The sequence below is a fragment of the Amycolatopsis sp. NPDC004625 genome, from assembly GCF_040609695.1.
Classification (GTDB): domain Bacteria; phylum Actinomycetota; class Actinomycetes; order Mycobacteriales; family Pseudonocardiaceae; genus Amycolatopsis.
The window spans coordinates 11,716-29,453 of sequence record NZ_JBEXKX010000053.1; the positions used below are offsets into that span (position 1 = coordinate 11,716).

At 73.4% G+C, this 17,738-nt stretch carries 17 protein-coding genes; 4 read left to right on the forward strand and 13 right to left on the reverse strand.

From position 1 onward, the window contains the following. Window positions 1-362 precede the first annotated feature (362 nt). Both ligD and ABZW17_RS39285 read right to left on the reverse strand, forming a co-directional pair. Complete coding sequence (ligD, locus tag ABZW17_RS39280) at window positions 363-2,327, reverse strand: DNA ligase D (protein ID WP_354825738.1); 1,965 nt, start codon at window positions 2,325-2,327, stop codon at window positions 363-365. A gap of 100 nt (window positions 2,328-2,427) precedes the next feature. Then, window positions 2,428-2,985, reverse strand: coding sequence for a helix-turn-helix domain-containing protein (locus ABZW17_RS39285; RefSeq protein WP_354825741.1), 558 nt, complete (start codon window positions 2,983-2,985; stop codon window positions 2,428-2,430). Window positions 2,986-3,107: 122 nt separating this feature from the next. On the opposite strand from ABZW17_RS39285, the gene ABZW17_RS39290 reads away from it, so the two are divergent. After that, complete coding sequence (locus ABZW17_RS39290; RefSeq protein ID WP_354825744.1) at window positions 3,108-3,812, forward strand: alpha/beta hydrolase; 705 nt, start codon at window positions 3,108-3,110, stop codon at window positions 3,810-3,812. Window position 3,813: 1 nt separating this feature from the next. Here the strand turns inward: ABZW17_RS39290 and ABZW17_RS39295 are convergent, their stop codons facing one another. After that, window positions 3,814-4,692 (reverse strand): RNA polymerase sigma-70 factor, encoded by an 879-nt coding sequence (locus ABZW17_RS39295; protein WP_354825747.1) that lies wholly within the window; start codon window positions 4,690-4,692, stop codon window positions 3,814-3,816. 152 nt (window positions 4,693-4,844) lie between these two features. Here ABZW17_RS39295 and ABZW17_RS39300 point away from each other — a divergent pair, with 152 nt between their 5' ends. After that, window positions 4,845-5,318, forward strand: a complete 474-nt coding sequence (locus ABZW17_RS39300) for a carboxymuconolactone decarboxylase family protein (protein WP_354825750.1) — start codon at window positions 4,845-4,847, stop codon at window positions 5,316-5,318. 27 nt (window positions 5,319-5,345) lie between these two features. After that, window positions 5,346-5,963 (forward strand): class I SAM-dependent methyltransferase, encoded by a 618-nt coding sequence (locus ABZW17_RS39305; RefSeq protein ID WP_354825754.1) that lies wholly within the window; start codon window positions 5,346-5,348, stop codon window positions 5,961-5,963. On the opposite strand, the gene ABZW17_RS39310 is transcribed toward ABZW17_RS39305, so the two are convergent. Next, window positions 5,956-6,735, reverse strand: coding sequence for an HAD family hydrolase (locus tag ABZW17_RS39310; RefSeq protein ID WP_354825757.1), 780 nt, complete (start codon window positions 6,733-6,735; stop codon window positions 5,956-5,958). The two genes, ABZW17_RS39305 and ABZW17_RS39310, sit on opposite strands and share 8 nt — an antisense overlap. Window positions 6,736-6,832: 97 nt before the next feature. On the opposite strand from ABZW17_RS39310, the gene ABZW17_RS39315 reads away from it, so the two are divergent. Then, window positions 6,833-7,570 carry an ATP-binding protein gene (locus ABZW17_RS39315; protein WP_354825760.1) on the forward strand — a complete coding sequence of 246 codons (738 nt, stop codon included), beginning with the start codon at window positions 6,833-6,835 and terminating at the stop codon, window positions 7,568-7,570. Window positions 7,571-7,619: 49 nt separating this feature from the next. Here the strand turns inward: ABZW17_RS39315 and ABZW17_RS39320 are convergent, their stop codons facing one another. From ABZW17_RS39320 to ABZW17_RS39360, 9 genes are all read right to left on the reverse strand, one after another. Further along, a complete protein-coding gene (locus ABZW17_RS39320) occupies window positions 7,620-8,357 on the reverse strand; it encodes a hypothetical protein (RefSeq protein WP_354825762.1) in 738 nt (245 codons plus the stop codon). A gap of 82 nt (window positions 8,358-8,439) precedes the next feature. Then, window positions 8,440-8,661, reverse strand: a complete 222-nt coding sequence (locus ABZW17_RS39325; RefSeq protein ID WP_354825764.1) for a DUF2188 domain-containing protein — start codon at window positions 8,659-8,661, stop codon at window positions 8,440-8,442. A 75-nt stretch (window positions 8,662-8,736) separates the two neighbouring features. Continuing rightward, complete coding sequence (gene couO / locus ABZW17_RS39330) at window positions 8,737-9,603, reverse strand: 4-hydroxyphenyl-beta-ketoacyl-CoA hydrolase (RefSeq protein ID WP_354825766.1); 867 nt, start codon at window positions 9,601-9,603, stop codon at window positions 8,737-8,739. A 13-nt stretch (window positions 9,604-9,616) separates the two neighbouring features. Next, window positions 9,617-10,510: a 3-hydroxyacyl-CoA dehydrogenase NAD-binding domain-containing protein gene (locus ABZW17_RS39335; RefSeq protein WP_354825769.1), complete on the reverse strand. Its 894-nt coding sequence runs from the start codon at window positions 10,508-10,510 to the stop codon at window positions 9,617-9,619. Further along, window positions 10,507-12,423 (reverse strand): acetoacetate--CoA ligase, encoded by a 1,917-nt coding sequence (locus ABZW17_RS39340; protein WP_354825772.1) that lies wholly within the window; start codon window positions 12,421-12,423, stop codon window positions 10,507-10,509. The genes ABZW17_RS39335 and ABZW17_RS39340 overlap by 4 nt, the downstream gene beginning before the upstream one ends. Continuing rightward, window positions 12,420-13,196 carry a crotonase/enoyl-CoA hydratase family protein gene (locus ABZW17_RS39345; RefSeq protein ID WP_354825775.1) on the reverse strand — a complete coding sequence of 259 codons (777 nt, stop codon included), beginning with the start codon at window positions 13,194-13,196 and terminating at the stop codon, window positions 12,420-12,422. The genes ABZW17_RS39340 and ABZW17_RS39345 overlap by 4 nt, the downstream gene beginning before the upstream one ends. Continuing rightward, window positions 13,193-14,719, reverse strand: a complete 1,527-nt coding sequence (locus ABZW17_RS39350; protein ID WP_354825777.1) for a long-chain fatty acid--CoA ligase — start codon at window positions 14,717-14,719, stop codon at window positions 13,193-13,195. The genes ABZW17_RS39345 and ABZW17_RS39350 overlap by 4 nt, the downstream gene beginning before the upstream one ends. A gap of 11 nt (window positions 14,720-14,730) precedes the next feature. Beyond that, window positions 14,731-15,840: an NAD(P)-dependent alcohol dehydrogenase gene (locus ABZW17_RS39355; RefSeq protein WP_354825779.1), complete on the reverse strand. Its 1,110-nt coding sequence runs from the start codon at window positions 15,838-15,840 to the stop codon at window positions 14,731-14,733. Between the two features lie 72 nt (window positions 15,841-15,912). After that, complete coding sequence (locus ABZW17_RS39360; RefSeq protein WP_354825782.1) at window positions 15,913-17,385, reverse strand: aldehyde dehydrogenase family protein; 1,473 nt, start codon at window positions 17,383-17,385, stop codon at window positions 15,913-15,915. Window positions 17,386-17,738 lie beyond the last annotated feature (353 nt).

Genomic DNA, 17,738 nt, shown 5'->3' on the forward strand with positions numbered 1-17,738 from the left:
CACGGCGAATCGCCCCCGGCGGCGCCCACCACGGCAACTGCTCGTGCCGCGCAGGTTCCCGCGGTGCCGCAGGGGCCTTCCGAGGCAGCGGCGGTGGCGTCGCAGAGCTCGGGAACCGCCGATGCCGCGCAGGTTCCCGCAGCGCCGCAAGCACATCGGCCGCCCGCGGCGGCTCCGGCCTCCCAGGCGCAGCCCCGGCATGCTCTCCAAGCAACCGACATCCCCGAGATCCCGCAGGCGCGTCCCGAACCGAGCACAGCGCAAGCAACCCCGGCCCCCCGGAAAACCGAAGCACCACCGCCAGAACCCCGGAAGTCCTTCCTCCGCGGCCTCGCCAAGCGCCTCCTGCGGCGCTCCTGACCTCAGTCCGGCAGCGGTGCGGCTTCCTTCAGCCCGGCCAGCAGATCACCGTGGTCGTCGATGCGGTCGAGGACCTCGTCCGCCGTGAACGTCAGGTGCGTCACGTGCCGGCACGCGCGGACCTCGTCCCACGTCACCGGGGTCGAGGCCGTCGGGTGGTCGCGGCCGCGCAGGGAATACGGGGCCACCGTCGTCTTGGCCGGGTTGTTCTGGCTCCAGTCGATGAACACCCGGCCCGGCCGCTGCGCCTTCGCCATCACCGCCGTCACCGTCTCCGGTGTCTCGCGCGCCAAGCGCTGGGCGAGCCCCTTCGCGTACGTCGACGGCGCCGCCGGGTCGTCCGTGCGGATGCCGCAGTACAGCTGCATCCCCTTCGAGCCCGACGTTTTCGCGTACGGGGTCAGGCCGTCCGCCACCAGCACGTCGTGCAGGCGCTCGGCCACCCGGCAGCAGTCGACGATCGTCGTGCCCGGGCCCGGGTCGAGGTCGAACACCAGGCGGTCCGGGGTGCCGCGGGCACCCGACGCCACCGTCCACTGTGGCACGTGCAGCTCGAGCGCCGCCATGTTCGCCGCCCACACCAGGCCCGGCAGGTCGTCGAGGATCGGGTAGTCGATCGTGCCGCCGCGGCCGGCCAGCCGGACCGTGCGCAGCCAATCCGGGGCGCCCTTGGGCACGTTCTTCTCGAACCACTTCTGGCCGTCGACGCCGTTCGGGTAGCGGATGAACGTCACCGGCCGGCCCGCCAGGTGCGGCAGCAGCACCGCCGCGACGCGCGAGTAGTAGTTGATCACCTCGCCCTTGGTGAACCCGGCCGCCGGGTACAGCACCTTGTCCAAATTGGACAGTGTGAGCCGCCGGTTCCCTGCCTGGACGGTGATCCGCTGCCCCGAGGGCTCGGGCGGCGGCGCCGGGGCGGGCTCGGGCGCCACCGCGCGCGGCGCCAGGATCTCCGCGGGATCCTTGTCCTGGCGAAGGCCGCGCCAGGCGGTGTGGCGGACGCGGCCGCCGCGCGTGAACTGGCGGTAGACGATTTCGCCCACCAGCCGCGGTTCGACCCAGCGCGCGCGGACGGTGTCCTCCCGCGGTGGCGTCGTCGCGAACGGGTGCGTGCGCCGCTCCAGGGCCTGCAGCTGTGCCATCAGGTCGGCGCGGGTGGCCTGGCTGAACCCGGTGCCGACGTCGCCGATGTAGACGAGGTCGCCGGTGCCGGGGTCGTGGGCGCCGAGCAGCAGCCCGCCGAGGGTGCCGGTGAAGCTGCGCTGGCCCGGCCGCCAGCCGCAGACGATCACCTCCTGCGTCCGGATCAGCGGGTGCTTCAGCCACGAGTCCGGCCGCTGCCCGGGGGAGTAGGCCGACGAACGCAGTTTCGCGACGACGCCCTCGTACCCGGCGGCCGCGGCGTGCGCGAGGAAGTCGGCGGGCGTGCGGCGGTCGGCGGCGAGTTCGTCGAAGGTGACCGCGTGGACCACCGAAACGCGGTACGGATCCGGCATCGGCAGCTCCGCCAGCAGGCGGCGGCGCTCGTCGTACGGCGTGGCCAGCAGGCTCCGGTCGCCCAGCCGGAGCAGGTCGAAGGCCAGGAACCGGACCGGGACGTCGGTGAACTCGAGGCCCTTCGGCCCGCTTTGGTGCCGGACCCAGCGGCCGCGGCGCTCCTGCATCCGCTCGAAGTCGATCCGGCCGTCTTCGCCGTAGACGACGACCTCGCCGTCCAGGTAGGCGGCCTGCCCGTCGAGAGCCGGGCCGAGCACGCCGGCGAGTTCGGCGAACTCGGCGGTGAAGTCGATGTTGTTGCGGCTGGTCAGCACGGTGGTGCCGTCCGGGGCGATCCGCATGGCCGCGCGGTAGCCGTCCAGTTTGTACTCGTAGGCCCACTCCGGGCCGCTGCGCAGCCGTCCGCCGTCGGCCTTGGCGAGCATCGGCTCCCACCAGGCCGGGACCAGCGAAGCGTCGTCTGCCGCCATGAGGACCTCCGTCACCTTACGCGCTCAAGGTAACCCGAACGGCCTAGCTTTGCCGGGTTTTTGCAGGTGAACGCCGTCGGAACGCGTGTTCGGCGCGGTTTCAGGCCGGCAGGAGGTCGTCGACGGCCCGCTGCAGCGTCGCGCGCACCTTCCCGGGGTCGTCGAGTTCGCCGCCGTGGAGGGCGCCGTCGCGCAGGAGGACGAGCACGCGCGCCGCGTGGTCCGGTTCCGGGTGGCCCAGCGCCGCGGCCTGCTCGCGGAGCACGCCGAAGAACCACTGCCGGTGGTCCTCGATCACCTGGCGCACCCGGTGCCCGGGGTCCGGGAACTCGGCGGCGGCGTTGAGGAACTGGCAGCCGCGGAAGTCCTCGCCGCGGGTCGCGTCGCCGACCACCGCCATGGCGTCGACCAGGCCCTGGCGCGGCGGCTTGCCCGCGCGCGCCGCGTCGACGGCGGCGCGGATCTGCCGGCTGGTCTCGGCGAGGTAGGCCGCGACCAGGTCGTCCTTGGTGGGGTAGTGGCGGTAGAAGGTCGCCCGGGTCACGGCCGCCTCGGAAACCAGGCGTTCCACCCCGACGGCGTGGATGCCCTCGGCGTAGAACAGCCGGGCGGCGGTCGCGAGCAGCCGGTCCTTCGGGTGCGGCTCGGCAGTCGTCATCCCGCCAGCATAGAGAAAGACCGATCGTTCTGCCAGATCGTGTTCATCACATTGCCACGGCGATCCCGGCGCGCCAGAGTAGTCCGCAGAAAGACCGATCGTTCTCCCTGAAGGAGCCAGCCATGAGCAAGCCCACCATCGTCCTGGTCCACGGCGCGTTCGCCGACTCGTCGAGCTGGACCGGCGTCGTCGCGAAGCTGCAGGAGCAGGGCTATCCGGTCAAGGCGGTGGCGAACCCGCTGCGCGGCGTCGAGTCCGACGCGGCCTACGTGAAGGACGTCGTCGACGGCGTCGAGGGCCCGGTCGTCCTGGCCGGCCACTCCTACGGCGGCGCCCTGATCACCCGCGCGGCCACCGAGACGCCGAACGTCCGCGCCCTGGTCTACATCGCCGCGTTCCAGCCCGACGCGGGGGAGAGCGTGTTCGAGCTGTCCGGCCGCCACCCGGGCGCCAAGCTCGGCCCGGAGACCACCGACGTCCTGGTGCACGACGGCGAACCCGAGCTGTCGATCAAGCCGGCGGACTTCGCCGAGGTCTTCGCCGCCGACGTCCCCGCGGCCACCGCGGCGGTCCTGGCGGTGACCCAGCGGCCGGTCGCGCAGCAGGCCCTCGCCGCGCCGTTCGAGGGCACCCCGGCGTGGTCCAAGCTGCCGTCGTGGACCCTGATCGCCAACCAGGACAACGCGATCCCGGCCCAGGCTCAGGAGTTCATGGCCGAGCGCGCGTCCTCGACGGTCCGCCGGATCGACGCCTCGCACGCGGTCGCGGTGTCCCGGCCCGACGTCGTCGCCGAGGTCATCCTCGCCGCGGCCGCGCACGTCGGGTGAGTCAGCGGCTGAGCGCGGTCGTCCCGCCCAGGCGCGACAGCTTCTCCGGGTTGCGCACGGCGTAGAGGCCGGTGACGAGGCCGTCGTCGACGCGGACCGCCAGCACGGTGTCGATCTCGCCGCCGCGCCGCAGGATCAGCGCCGGGTAGCCGTTGACCTGGGCCGGTTCGAGGGTGCCGGCGGCGAGGTTGCCCAGACCGGCGGCCAGCAGGCGGGCCACGTCGGCGGCCCCGGCGACCGGCGACAGCGTCGCCTGCACGACCCCGCCGCCGTCCCCGAGGAACACGACGTCGGGCGCCAGGACGTCGAGCAGGTCCCGCAGGTCGCCCGTCTCGACGGCGTGCCGGAACGCGTCGAGCGCGTCCCGGGTCGTCGCCGCCGAGACGGTCCCGCGCGGCCGGCGCGCGGCGACGTGGGACCGGGCCCGGTGCGCGATCTGGCGCACCGCGGCCGGGCGCTTGCCGACGGCTTCGGCGATCTCGTCGTAGTCCAGCGCGAACACCTCGCGCAGCACGAACACCGCCCGCTCGGCCGGCCCGAGCGTCTCCAGCACCAGCAGCATCGCCATCGACACGCTGTCGGCCAGCTCGACGTCCTCGGCGACGTCGGGCGCGGTCAGCAGCGGCTCGGGCAGCCACGGCCCGACGTAGGACTCCTTGCGCCGGCCGAGCGCCCGCAGCCGCATCAGCGCCTGGCGGGTGGTGATCCGGACCAGGTAGGCGCGCTGGTCCCGCACCGCGTCGAGGTCCACGTCCGCCCACCGCAGCCACGTCTCCTGCAGGACGTCTTCGGCGTCGGCGGCCGAGCCGAGCAGCTGGTAGGCGACGGTGAACAGCAGGTTGCGGCAGCCGAGGAAGGCCTCGGTGGCGGGGTCGGCCATGGTGGCTCCTCTTCGTTCCCGGGTTCGCCCACCAGATGCCGGGCGCTGCGTCGGTGTGACAGTGATCGTGGTCACCCGCCGGGGCTGTCACGCGGCGAGGGGCCACCGGCATCTCGTGGTCGTCCGACCCGACCACGAAAGAGGACGAAACCATGGAACCCCGGTTCACCCTGACCGGCAACGAAATCGGCGCCAGGTTCGCGAAGCGGTTCGGCACCGCGAGCCTGGCCATCGTCCAGTCACCGCTGGCGAAGGTCACCCAGGAGCTGGTGTCGCTGCGCGTCAGCCAGATCAACGGCTGCGGCTGGTGCGTCGACATCCACACCAAGGAACTCGCGGCCGCCGGCGAGCCCGCCGTCCGGATCAACCTGGTCGCGGCCTGGCGCGAAGCCACGGTGTTCACCGAAGCCGAGCAGGCGGCCCTCGCGCTGGCCGAGGAGGGCACGCGGATCGCCGACGCGGCCCCGGGCGTCTCCGACGAGACGTGGGCCCGGGTCCGCGAGCACTACGACGACGACCGGGTCGCCGCCCTGGTCGCGCTGGTCGCGCAGATGAACTCGGCCAACCGGCTCGCGGTGATCGTCCACCAGAAGGGGGGTGGCTACGAGCCCGGCATGTTCGGCTGAGCCGTCGGTTCGTGCTTCGCTGGGGGCATGACGAAGGCGGAGCGGTGGCGTCGGTCCTGGGACCGCAAGTCCCCGGTCTACGACGAGGAGATGGGCGTCTGGGACCGCCGCCTCTTCGGCGACTCGCGCGAGTGGGCCTGCGGGCAGGCCGCGGGCGAGGTGCTGGAGGTGGCGGTCGGGACCGGGCTCAACCTGCCGTGCTACCCGGACGGTGTGCCGCTCACCGGCCTCGACCTCAGCGAAGGGATGCTCGCCATCGCCCGTGACCGCGCCCGCCGGCTCGGCCGCGAGGTGACCCTGCGCCAGGGCAACGCCGAGGAGCTGCCGTTCGCCGGCGATTCCTTCGACACCGTGTTGTGCACGTTCGGCCTCTGCGCGATCCCCGGCCACGCGGCGGCGGTCCGGGAGATGGTCCGGGTGCTGCGCCCGGGCGGCCGGCTGATCCTGGTCGACCACGTCGCTTCGACGTCCCGGGCGGTGCGGGCCGGGCAGTGGCTGGTGGAGCTGGGGAGCGTGCCGCTGGCGGGCGAGCACTTCCGGCGGCGGCCGTCGAAGCTGGTCGAGGCGCTGGGGTTGCCGGTGGAGCGGCGGGAGCGGTTCAAGCTCGGGCTGGTGGAGCGGCTGGTGGCGCGCAAGCTCAGCTGATCAGCACGCTGTCGTCCAGCCCGGCCAGCAACGCCGCGGCGTCGTCGTAGACCGCGACCGCGCCCGCGTCGGTCAGCTCGGCCGCGCCGACGCCGCCGGAAAGCACCGAGACCGTGCGGACGCCCGCCTTCGTCGCCGCGTGGACGTCCCAGACCGCGTCGCCGACGAAGATCGTGTCCGCCGGGGCCGTGCCGGCCTTCTCGAGGGCGGCGAACACCGGTTCCGGGTCCGGTTTGGTCGCGTCGACGTCGTCGCCGGAGACGATGCCGGTGACCACGTCGTCGACGTCGAGGACCCGGCGCAGCTCCTTCAGCTCGTCGGGTCCCGCCGACGTCGCCAGCACCACGCGCAGCCCGCGCCCGGCCAGCTCGCGGACGAGGTCCGGGGCGCGGTCGAACGGGCGCAGCAGGTCCGCCGTCTCCAGGTAGAAGCGGCTGTGCAGGTCCTTCGCGCGGTCGCCGACGCGGCCGGCGTCCTCGTCGCCCAGCAGGGTGCTCAGCAGCTTGCCCGAACCCTTGCCGATCGCGCGGTGCACGCGCCAGGAGTCGACGGTGCGGCCGAGCTCGTGGAACGCCCGCCGCCAGGCGTGGACGTGCAGGTAGTTGGAGTCGACGAGCGTGCCGTCGACGTCGAACAGGACCGCGGTGGCGATGGCCGGCTCCTCGGGTTCGGTGCGGTTTCTCCGTGCTCCGCGCGGATGTCGGGAGGAGGGACGGTTACCCCGGCCGGGAGGGAAGTACACATGGCGGGTCTCGTCTCGGGCGGCGGGCACTGAGCGTTGGTGCGTTGGTGCGACAGGCCGCCTGCCGTGTTTGACGGGTTCGGTGCGGGTTATCCGATCGGGTGATCCCCGAAGGAGGTGGTCGCCCGTGTCGGCTCGGCACAACTCGGTGTGGCTGGTGCCCCGGCCGGGTGCCCCGGCCCAGGCGGCAGTGGTCGGTGTGCTCGACCGGACGACGTACCGGCAGCTGCGGGACCGGCTTCTGGAGTTCGCGGTCGATGCCGAGGACGGCGTCCTCGTCGACATCGAACGCCTGGACCTGCGCGACCACGCCCTGACCCGGGTGTTCGCCCTGGTCGCCCTGCGGATCGCCGACTGGCCGGCGGTGCCGTTCGCCCTCGTCACCGGACGGCCGGAACAGCGGGCGGTGCTCGCCGCCCGCGCGGTGGACCGCCGCGTCCCGGTCTACGCCGACGTCGGCGCGGCGGAGGCGGCGCTGACCCGGCCGGCGCGCCGGCGGGCCGGCCGCGTGCTCGACCGCTCGACGGGTGCCTCGGCGCGGGCCCGGGCGTTCGTCCGGGGCACCTGCGCGGAGTGGATGGTGCCCGAGCTGGCCGAGGACGCCGAGCTCGTCGCCACCGAGTTCGTCGAGAACACGTTGCGGCACACCGATTCCGAGCCCCGGCTGCGGCTCGAGCTGCGCCGGGGGAAGCTGGCCGTCGAGGTGGCGGACACCAGTTCGCGGGCCGCGGTGCTGCGGGAGGGCCTCGACCTGGCGAGCGTGGGTTTGGGGCTGCGGATGGTCACCAAGGTCGCGAAGACCTGGGGCTGCAGCCGGAGGCGGTCCGGCGGGAAGACCGTGTGGGCCGTCCTGGCCCGGGCGTGACGCCCCGGACACCGCCCCGGACGCCACCGTGGCGTCCGGGGCGCCGCGGTCAGGAACCCGGGCCGGAGTAGATCTCCGCGGCCGGCGGCTCCGAGACGGTGGTCGGCTTGTTCCAGTCGCCGAACTCCATCGCGCCGCTCTTCGGGTCCTGCATGCGCAGCAGGTAGTGCGGTTCGGCGGCGGCCACCGTGGCGGTGCCGTCCGGGCTCGTGAAGTTCAGCGCCGGCGCGCCGGCGAGCGTGGTCGGCTCACCGCCGGTGAAGGTCGACTTCTCCAGCTCGCCGAGAGTGCCCTGGGTGAACGACTTGTAGTCCAGGAATACCTTGAAGGCGTCGGCGATGCCCGCGCCGACCTTGGCCGTCGACGCGACCCACTTGCCGGTGAGCTGCTTGGCGGCCGACGCCGGGATCCCGGCCTGCTTCACCAGCGAGTCGGTGAAGCGGAACCAGTACTTGTCGCCGATGCGCAGGACGGGGATCTCGAGGCCGTCCTTGACCACGGTGCCGCTCGCGCTGTCCGGGTTGAGCTGCAGGTCCAGGTTCACGTTGCTGCCGTCCTGGGCCATCGTGCCCTTGACGTGCACGGCCGAGGCCTGCTTGGCGGCGTCGGAGACGGCGGTGCCCACCTTGGCGGCGTCGAGGGCCGGGGCCGCCGGCGCGCTCGAGGACGGCGCCGCGGACGACGACGAGGCGGCGGCCGGCGCCGGCGTGCTCGGGCTGCCGGAGCAGCCGGAGACGAGGACGAGGGATCCGGCCGTGAGGAGCGCGGCCAGGCGGAGGCGAGGCATGGGTAGTCCGTTCGTGAAGGCCGGGGCGTCCCCGGGCACGAACGGGCTATCGTCCGAACGGGTGATTCGTTACAGAGGGCCGTCACCCGGGCGCCGGACGGCGGGGCCGGAAGTCCCGTTCGGTTTCGACCTCGCCCTGCGGGGTGTGCACGAAGTGCCCGACCCGGCGCTTCCGCGCGATCTGCCGTCCGGCCAGCACGGCGTCGATGCGGCGCAGGGAGGTGTTGGACGCCCGCCGGCCGCCTTCGACCCGGTTCTTCCAGAGCCCGTCTTCGAAGTAGGTGCGCACGTCACCCTCCGCCACGACGCCGCCTCCCCTCGTGAGTGCTGGAAGGCTGCGAATGCCCGGGGACGTAGCGGACAAACGTCGTCCGGCGGATCAGCTCAGCCCGAGTACCCCGATGGCGTTGTCCTTGAGGATCATCGGCCGCACCTCGTCCTTGATGTCCAGCTCGGCGAAGTCGGCGAGCCAGCGGTCGGGGGTGATCACCGGGAAGTCCGAGCCGAACAGGACTTTGCGCTTCAGCAGCGTGTTGGCCGCCCGCACCAGCTGCGGCGGGAAGTACTTCGGCGACCAGCCCGACAGGTCGATGTACACGTTCGCCTTGTGCGTGGCGACCGAGATCGCTTCGTCCTGCCACGGCACCGACGGGTGCGCCAGGATCACCGTCAGCTCCGGGAAGTCGGCGGCGACGTCGTCGAGCAGCATCGGGTTCGAGTAGCGCAGCTTGATGCCGTGCCCGCCCGGCAGGCCGGCGCCGATGCCGGTCTGGCCGGTGTGGAACAGCGCCGGCACGCCCAGCTCCGCGATCGCTTCGTAGAGCGGGTAGTACCGGACGTCGTTCGGCTCGAACGCCTGCAGGCTCGGGTGGAACTTGAACCCGCGCACGCCGTGCTCGCCCACCAGCCGCCGCGCCCGCGCCACCGCGGCCCTGCCGGCGTGCGGGTCGACCGAGCCGAACGGGATGAGCACGTCGGCGTGCCCGGCGGCCGCGTCGGCGATCTCCTCGCTCGACAGCGCCGGGTGCCCGGTCGCGGCCGGTGCCTCGACCGTGAACACGACGGCGGCCATCTTCCGCGCCCGGTAGTGCTCGGCGATCGCGCCCACCGTCGGCGTGCGGTCCTGGCCGGCGCGGAAGTACTTCTCCGAGGCGTCCAGGAGTTCCTGGTCGAGGGCGAAACAGCCGTGGCTGTCCTGTTCGACGTGGGTGTGCACGTCGATGGCGGTCAGCGAGGAAAGGTCCACGAGGAGCTCCAGGTCAGGGCAGGTCGGGCTGCGCGGCCTTGGCGGTCAGCAGCTGGTCGAGGACGGCGTCGCGGGCGGCGACGAGCCGGTCGTGGCCGGTGCCGGCCAGTTCGGCGTCGACGCCGGCGACGAGGGTTTCGGCGAGTTCCGGTGTCAGGTGCACGCGGCCGAGGTCGCGCCACCACTCTTCGGTGGGCGGCCCGAGGTGGCGCAGGACGTGCGCGAGCCCGCCCGCCCCGCCGGAGAGGTGCTGGTTGACGAACGGGCCGAGCACGGCCCAGCGCAGCCCGGGCCCGTTGGCGATCGCCGCGTCGATGTCGGCCACCGTCGCGACCCCGCGTTCGACGAGCGAGTACGCCTCCTGCCACAGCGCGGCCTGCAGCCGGTTGGCGACGTGGCCGGGCACCTCCCGCGCCAGCCGGATCGGCCGCTTCCCGAGCGAGGCGTAGAACGCGACGGCCCGGTCGACGACCTCGGGCGCGGTGTCGCGGCCCGGCACGACCTCGACGAGCGGGATCAGGTGTGGCGGGTTGAACGGGTGCCCGACGACGACCCGCTCGGGGTGGTGCGGGCAGCCGCGGGCGATGACGCTCGGCAGCAGCCCGGACGAGCTGCTCGCCAGGACCACGTCGGGCCGCGCGGCCTCGTCGAGGACGGCGAACAGCGCGTGCTTGACGTCCTCGCGCTCCGGCCCGTTCTCCTGGACGAAATCGGCTTCCGCCGCGGCCGAGCCGGCGTCGGCGACGAACCGCAGCCGGTCCACCGGCACGCCTTCGAGCGCAGTCCGCAGCCGCTCCTCCGCGCCGGGCGCCGGATCGGTGGCGACGACGTCGAGGCCGTGGCCGAGGAAGAGCGCGGCCCAGCTCGCGCCGATCACGCCGGTGCCGACGACCGCGACGGTGCTCATGCCGGCGCCCCGAAGGGGGCCAGCGCGGTGGGATCGGCCAGCACGTCCCGGCCGACGACGTCGTCGACGCGGGCGCCGAGCAGGAGTTTCTTCACCGGCAGCTCCAGTTTCTTCCCGGTGCGGTTGCGGGGGATCGCCGGCACGGCGGTGATCGCGTCCGGCACGTGCCGCGGCGACAGCGCCGTCCGCAACGCCGACGCGATCCTGCGGCGCAACGCGTCGTCGAGTTCGGCGCCGTCGTGCAGCGCCACGAACAGCCGGAGGTCGCCGTTGCCGCCCGCGGGGTCTTCGAGGTGCACGACGAGGGAGTCGGCGATTTCGGGGAGTTCTTCCACGACGGCGTAGAACTCGGCGGTGCCCAGCCGGACGCCGCCGCGGTTGAGGGTGGCGTCCGAGCGGCCGGCGATGACGCAGCTGCCCCCGGGGGCGAACCGGACCCAGTCGCCGTGCCGCCAGATCCCCGGGTACACCGAGAAGTACGTCTCGCGGTAGCGCTCCCCGGAGTCGCCCCAGAAGCCCACCGGCATCGACGGCATCGGCGCGGTGATCACCAGCTCGCCCAGCTCGCCGACCACCGGGTTGCCGTGCTCGTCGAACGCCTGCGCGTCGACGCCGAGGCAGGGCCCGGAGATCTCACCGGCCACGACCGGCTGCAGCGGGCCGCCCTGGACGATGCCGCTGCACACGTCGGTGCCGCCGCTGCCGACGTTGAGCAGCACGCCCGGCAGCTTCTCGTGCACCCAGCGGAAACCCTCGGCGGGCAGCGGGCTGCCGGCCGCGCCGAGCTGCCGCAACGCCGACAGGTCGTACTCGGCGGCCGGGTCGAGGCCCGCTTTCCGGCACGCCATCAGGAATCCCGGGCTCGCGCCCAGCAGCGTCGCCCGCGTTTCCGCGGCCAGGCGCCACTGCCAGGCCAGGTCCGGGTGCAGCGGATTGCCGTCGACGAGCACGATCGACGCACCGGTGAGCAGGCCGGACACCAGCGCGTTCCACATCATCCAGGCCGTGGTCGAGAACCACAGGATCCGGTCGCCGGGACGCAGGTCCCAGCTGAGGCCGTGGTTTTTCAGGTGCTCCAGCAGGATCCCGCCGTGGCCGTGCACGATCGCCTTCGGCTTGCCCGTGGTGCCCGAGGAGAACAGCACGCACAGGGGGTGTGCGAAGCCGACGGGCTCGAAGCCGGGCGCGCTCTCGGTGAGCAGGTCGTCCCAGGCGAGCGTGCCGGGGAGGTCGTGGCCGCCGTAGGGGACGTGGACGACGTGCTCGACGCCCGGCAGCCCGGCCCGGATCGCGGCGACCTCGTCGCGGCGGTCGACGTCCTTGGCGCCGTAGCGGTAGCCGGACACGGTCAGCAGCACCCGCGGTTCGATCTGGCCGAACCGGTCGACCACCGACCGGGCGCCGAACTCCGGCGCGCAGGAGGCCCAGATCGCGCCCAGGCTCGCGGTCGCGAGGTAGGCGACCACCGCTTCGGGGATGTTCGGCAGGTAGGCGACCACGCGGTCGCCGCGCCCGACGCCGAGCCGGGCCAGTCCCGCGCGGGCGCGGGCGACCTGGTCGCGCAGCTGCCCCCAGGTCAGCTCGGTGCGCTCCCGCGTCTGGGAGTGGGCGATGACCGCGGTCGCGTCGTCCGGGCCGTGGCCGAGGGCGTGTTCGGCGTAGTTGAGGGCCGCGCCGGGGAACCAGTCCGTGCCCGGCATGGTCCGGTCGGGGACCACCGCGGTGGCCGGGGCGTGGAAGCGGACGCCGAAGAAGTCCTTGACCGAGGCCCAGAAGCCGTCGAGGTCGGTCACCGACCACCGGTGCAGGGCCGCGTAGTCGTCGAAGAAGTGCCCGCGGTCTTCCAGCCACCGCAGGTACCGGCCGATCTCGGTGGTCTCGCGCACGTCGGGTGCGACCGGGCGGAGGATCACGGGACGACCTTCCCGGCGCGCTTGTCGAGGAACGCCTGCATCCGCTCCTTCGCCTCGGCGCTACCCCCCGCGACGGCGGCCATCAGCGCCTCCATCAGGTACCCCTCGGCCGGGTTGGCCTCGGCGATGCGGGGGAGGGCCTGCAGCACGGCGAAGTTGGTGATCGGCGAGTTCGAGGCGATCTTGCGGGCCAGGCCGAGCGCGTGCTCCAGGCCGTTTTCCACGCGGTAGTGCGACAACCCGGCGGCGTGGCCCTCGTCGGCGTCGAGCACGCGGCCGGTGAGCATCATGTCGGCCATCCGGTGCGCGCCGATCAGCCGCGGCACCCGCACCGACGCGCCGCCGCCGACGAACAGCCCGCGCTGGCCCTCCGGCAGCGCGTAGAACGCCGAGGACTCCGCGACGCGGATGTGCGCGGCGGCTGCCAGTTCCAGGCCGCCGCCGACGACCGCGCCCTTGAGCACGGCGACCACCGGCACCCGCCCGCGTTCGAGCCGCTCGAAGGCGCGGTGCCACATCATCGAGTGCTCCAGCCCCTCGAACGCGTCGCGTTCGGTGAGCTCGGTGAGGTCGAGCCCGGCGGAGAAGTGGTCGCCGACGGCGTCGAGCACGACGGCCTTGACCCCCGCCGGCGGGCTGCCGAAGAACGACTCGAGGCCGAGCACGGTCGCGTCGTCGAGCGCGTTGCGCTTCTCGGGACGCGCCAGCCGCAGCACGGCGATGTCGTCCCGCAGCTCCAGGCGCAGCGTGGGGGGCAGGAGGGGGGTGGTCATGTGGATCCGTTCGTGAAGGTTTCGGCGGCGCGGGCGCGCAGTTCGACGCGGCGGATCTTGCCCGTCGCGTTCCGGGGCAGGGAATCGGTGAACTGCACGTGTTTCGGGATCTTGTAGCGCGCCAGGTGCCGCTCGAGGTGGGCGCGGAACCGCGGTTCGTCCAGCTCGGCACCGGGCCGCACGACGACGAAGGCGGCGCCGGCCTCGCCCCAGCGCTCGTCGGGCACGCCCACCACGGCGCAGGCGTCGACCGCGTCGAGCCGGACGGCGACCGCCTCGATCTCGGCCGGGTACACGTTTTCCCCGCCCGAGATGATCAGGTCCTTGACCCGGTCGACGACGTGCGCCCAGCCGTCGTCGTCGACGCGGACGACGTCCCCGGTGCGGAACCAGTCGCCGTCGACGAAACTCGCGGCCGATTCCTCGGGCCGGTTCCAGTAGCCGCCGAAGACGTGCGGGCCGCGCACGAGCAGCTCGGCCGGCGTCCCGCTCACCGCTTGCGGCGTGAGATCGGGGCCGAGGGCCGCGACGTCGGTGAAGAAGTGCGGCACCCCGGCGGCGACCGGGTGCGCGAGGGTGCCCGCGTGGGTGGCCATCGAGACGCCCGGCGCGGCCTCCGTCATGCCGTAGCCCTGCAGGAGTTTGACGCCGCGGTCGAGCCACGCGCGGGCGACGCGCTCGGCCACCGGCGATCCGCCGTAGAGCACGCAGGTCAGCGAGCTCAGGTCGGTGCGGTCCCAGAGTTCGTGCCGGCACATCATCTCCAGCATCGTGGGGACCGCCGAGAAGCTGGTGATCCCGGCCTCGCCGATCCGGGCGAGGATGGTGCCCGGGTCGAACCTGGCCACCGGTTCGACGCTGCCGCCCTTGAACAGCGTCGGCAGCGTGATCTGGCCCAGCCCGACGCAGTGGAACAGCGGCGCGATGCACAACGCCTTGTCGGTGCCCAGGACGTCGAGGTGGGCCAGCTGGTTGACGGTGTTCCAGGTGAGGTTGCCGTGGGTGAGGACGGCCGCCTTCGGCCGTCCGGTGGTGCCGGAGGTGTAGAGCAGCAGGCACGGGTCTTCCAGCCGCACCGCGGTGTCCGGCGCCGGCCCGCCCTCGGAGATCTCCGCCTCGAAGCCCCCGGCCGTCGCGAGGACGACGCCGTCCGGCAGCCCACCGGCCGCGGCCACCAGGTCCGCGGTGTCCGCGCTGTGCACGAGGACCGAAGCGCCGCTGTCGTCGAGCATGTACCGGATCTCGGTGGGGGAGAGGCGGTAGTTGAGCGGGACGAACAGCGCGCCGCAGCGGGCGGTGGCGAACAGCGTCTCGAACACCGTGATGGCGTTGACACCCAGGTAGGCCACGCGGTCGCCCGGCCGCACCCCGCGCCGGTGCAGCGCCCCGGCGAGACGGCCGACGCGGTCGGCGAGCCCGGCGTAGGTGAGCGACCGGCCGGGTTCCACCAGCGCGGTGCGGTCCGGGTCGATCCGCGCCCGCCGCGCGGGCCAGCTGCCCAGGCCGAAGTCGGGGAGGTTCACCACTGCCTCCTTCACAGGCGGAGCACCGGTTTGATCGTCGTGCCGGCGAGCATGTCGTCGACGGCCTGTTGAATCTGCCCGAACTCGTAGTGCGTGACCAGCCTTTCGAGCGGGAACCGGCCGGCGGCGACGAGGCCGGCCAGCACCGGCACCAGCGCCTGCGTGTCGGCGTCGCCCATGGTGAGGCCGGTGACGTGCCGTCCGGGCAGCAGGAAGTTGACGTCCACGCCCACCTCGGTGCCGAACGCGGGCGCACCGACGACGACCGCGGTGCCGCGCGCGGCGAGCGTCCCGATCGCCGCGCCCAGGACGCCCGCGTTGCCGGTGGTCTCGACGACGCCGTCGACCCCGCGGCCGCCGGTCAGCTTGCCGACCGCCTCGGCGAGGTCTTCGCCGCCGGTGTCGATCGTGTCGGTGGCGCCGAGTTCGCGGGCCAGCGCCAGCCGGGGCCCCACGCGGTCGACGGCGATGATCCGGGTCGCCGGCGTCAGGCGGGCGGCCATCACCGCCGAGAGGCCGACCGCCCCGGCCCCGGTGACCAGGAGCGTGGCGCCCGGGCGCGGGGCCAGGACGTGCCACACCGCGCCGGCGCCGGTCATGATGCCGCAGCCGAGCGGGGCCAGCAGGTCCAGCGGCGCGTCGGCGGCGACCTTGACGACGCTGCGCTCGTCGGCGACGGCGTGCCCGGCGAAGCTGGACTGGCCGAAGAAGTGGCCGCCGATCGGGGTGCCGTCGCGGGAGATCGGGGTCGTGCCGTCCGGGCGCTGCCCGCCGAGGAGGTTCGCGGGCAGCCAGGTTTCGCAGTAGGCGGGGTGGCCGTCGCGGCAGTTCGCGCAGCCGCCGCAGGAGGTGTAGCTGAGCAGGACGCGGTCGCCGGGCCGCACGCGCGTGACCGCGGCGCCGGTTTCCTCGACGATCCCGGCGCCTTCGTGGCCGAGCACGCCGGGCAGCGGGAACGGCAGGGCGCCGGCGGCGACGCCCAGATCGGTGTGGCACACGCCGGCGGCGACGATCCGGACCCGGACCTCGTCCGGCCGGAGCTCGTCGAGGGCCACTTCGCCGAGGGTGAAGCCGGCGCCGGCGGACTCCACGACGGCCGCGGTGGTTCTCGTGGGGGACATGCAACTCCTCTTGGGCAGGCCCCGCTCGTGAGTGGTAAGTCGGGTTCTAACCCGACTTACCACTCACGAGCGTCAGGCGAGGGAGATGACGACGGACTTCGTGCGCGTGTACGCGTCGAGGGATTCGGGGCCGTATTCGCGGCCGAAGCCGGAGTCCTTGACGCCGCCGAAGGGGATCGCCGGGTCGAGCATCGCCCAGTCGTTGACCCAGACGATCCCGGCCTGCAGCTTCGCGGCGACGCGGTGCGCGCGGGCGAGGTTCGTCGTCTGCAGCCCGGCCGCGAGGCCGTAGGGCGTGCTGTTGGCCAGCGCGACCGCTTCGTCCTCGGTCGTGAAGCGCTGGACGGTCAGCACGGGACCGAAGATCTCCTCCCGGATCACGCGGGAGTCCGCCGGCAGGTCGGCGATCACCGTCGGCGGGAAGAAGAACCCGCCCTCGATGTCCGGCCGCCCGCCGCCGGCGACGATCCGGCCGCCGTCCGCGCGGGCCTGCTCGACGTACTCCTCGACCTTCGCCCGGTGCCGCTCGCCGGCCATCGGGCCGACCACCGTCGCGGGGTCGAACGGGTCGCCGACCGGCACGTGCGGCACGGCTTCGGCGAGCGCGTCCAGAACCGTGTCGTAGAGCGCATCGGCGACGAGCAGGCGGGGCCCGCCCATGCAGAACTGGCCGGTGTTGAAGACGAACGCCTTGATCACCGCGGCGACCGCCGGCTCGACGTCGGCGTCCTCGAACACGATGTGCGCCGCGTTGCCGCCGAGTTCCAGCGTGACCGGCTTCAGGTGCTCGCCGGCCACGCTCGCCGCGTGCCGGCCGACCGCGGTCGAGCCGGTGAACGCGATCTTGTCGACCCCGGGGTGGGTCAGCAGGGCGTCCCCGATTTCCGGGCCGAACCCGGTCACGACGTTGAGCACGCCGTCCGGCACCCCGGCTTCGGCGAGCAGCCCGGCCATCAGCAGCGCGCTGAGGGAGGTGTCTTCGGCCGGCTTGTGCACGACCGCGTTCCCAGCGGCCAGCGCGGGCGCGATCTTCGAGGTGGACAGGATCAGCGGGAAGTTGAACGGCGTGATCGCGGCGACCACGCCGAGCGGTTCCCGGCGCGTGTAGGCGTGCGACGGGATCGGGATCGCCCGCGTGGCGCCGTCCACACCCTGCGCCAGGGCCGAGAAGTACTCGTACTGCTCGGCGACGGTCTCGACGTCGACGGCCCGGCACAGCGAAATCGGCTTCCCGACGTCGGCGCTTTCGACGGCGGCGAGCTCGTCCGCGCGGGCCCGCACCAGGTCCGCGACCCGGTGCAGCACCCGGGCCCGTTCCCGGCCCGGCGTCGCGGCCCAGCCCTCGAACGCCTGCCGGGCCGCGGCCACCGCGGCGGCCACGTCGGCGGGCGTCGCGCGGGCGACGGTCGTGAGGGTCTTCCCGGTGGCCGGGTCCACGGCATCGAACCGGCCGGCGGTCTCCGTCCACCGGCCGCCGATGAACAGCCGGCCCGGTTCGACGTCCGGGCGAGGCCGGATGCCCGGCCGCTCCTGCACTGCGGTCATCGGCCCGACTCCTCACTGAGCGACGGATATATCAGGAACCCTGAGATACATCAGGATGCGCGGGCCGGGGCGCCGCTGTCAAGGGCGCTGCCTCCGCGGCTACTTCCTCGGCGGCTACTCCGGGCTCACCGCAACGGGATCGACATTCGCCGGCTCCTCCGGGGCGGCCCGCCCGCTCGCCACACCGTTTCCGCCGCGCTTCACCCGGATGGGTGGTTTGGGAAACGCGCGTGCGGGTCGCGTGCGGAGGCGCCGGGTTCGGCCGTTGGCGGGGTTGCGCCGTTCGGATCAAGGACTACGCTGCGAAGTGCGGTTCAGCAGTTACCAGCCGCCGTCCCCCGAACTTGCCAGCG

What these genes read in the sequence shown, in the direction of transcription:
- ligD (WP_354825738.1), bottom strand. Translation starts at nt 2,327, where the DNA reads ATGGCGGCAGACGACGCTTCGCTGGTCCCGGCCTGGTGGGAGCCGATG.
- ABZW17_RS39300 (WP_354825750.1), top strand. Translation starts at nt 4,845, where the DNA reads ATGGAACCCCGGTTCACCCTGACCGGCAACGAAATCGGCGCCAGGTTC.
- ABZW17_RS39320 (WP_354825762.1), bottom strand. Translation starts at nt 8,357, where the DNA reads ATGCCTCGCCTCCGCCTGGCCGCGCTCCTCACGGCCGGATCCCTCGTC.
- ABZW17_RS39355 (WP_354825779.1), bottom strand. Translation starts at nt 15,840, where the DNA reads ATGTCCCCCACGAGAACCACCGCGGCCGTCGTGGAGTCCGCCGGCGCC.
- ABZW17_RS39290 (WP_354825744.1), top strand. Translation starts at nt 3,108, where the DNA reads ATGAGCAAGCCCACCATCGTCCTGGTCCACGGCGCGTTCGCCGACTCG.
- ABZW17_RS39305 (WP_354825754.1), top strand. Translation starts at nt 5,346, where the DNA reads ATGACGAAGGCGGAGCGGTGGCGTCGGTCCTGGGACCGCAAGTCCCCG.
- ABZW17_RS39335 (WP_354825769.1), bottom strand. Translation starts at nt 10,510, where the DNA reads ATGAGCACCGTCGCGGTCGTCGGCACCGGCGTGATCGGCGCGAGCTGG.
- ABZW17_RS39295 (WP_354825747.1), bottom strand. Translation starts at nt 4,692, where the DNA reads ATGGCCGACCCCGCCACCGAGGCCTTCCTCGGCTGCCGCAACCTGCTG.
- ABZW17_RS39360 (WP_354825782.1), bottom strand. Translation starts at nt 17,385, where the DNA reads ATGACCGCAGTGCAGGAGCGGCCGGGCATCCGGCCTCGCCCGGACGTC.
- ABZW17_RS39345 (WP_354825775.1), bottom strand. Translation starts at nt 13,196, where the DNA reads ATGACCACCCCCCTCCTGCCCCCCACGCTGCGCCTGGAGCTGCGGGAC.
- ABZW17_RS39285 (WP_354825741.1), bottom strand. Translation starts at nt 2,985, where the DNA reads ATGACGACTGCCGAGCCGCACCCGAAGGACCGGCTGCTCGCGACCGCC.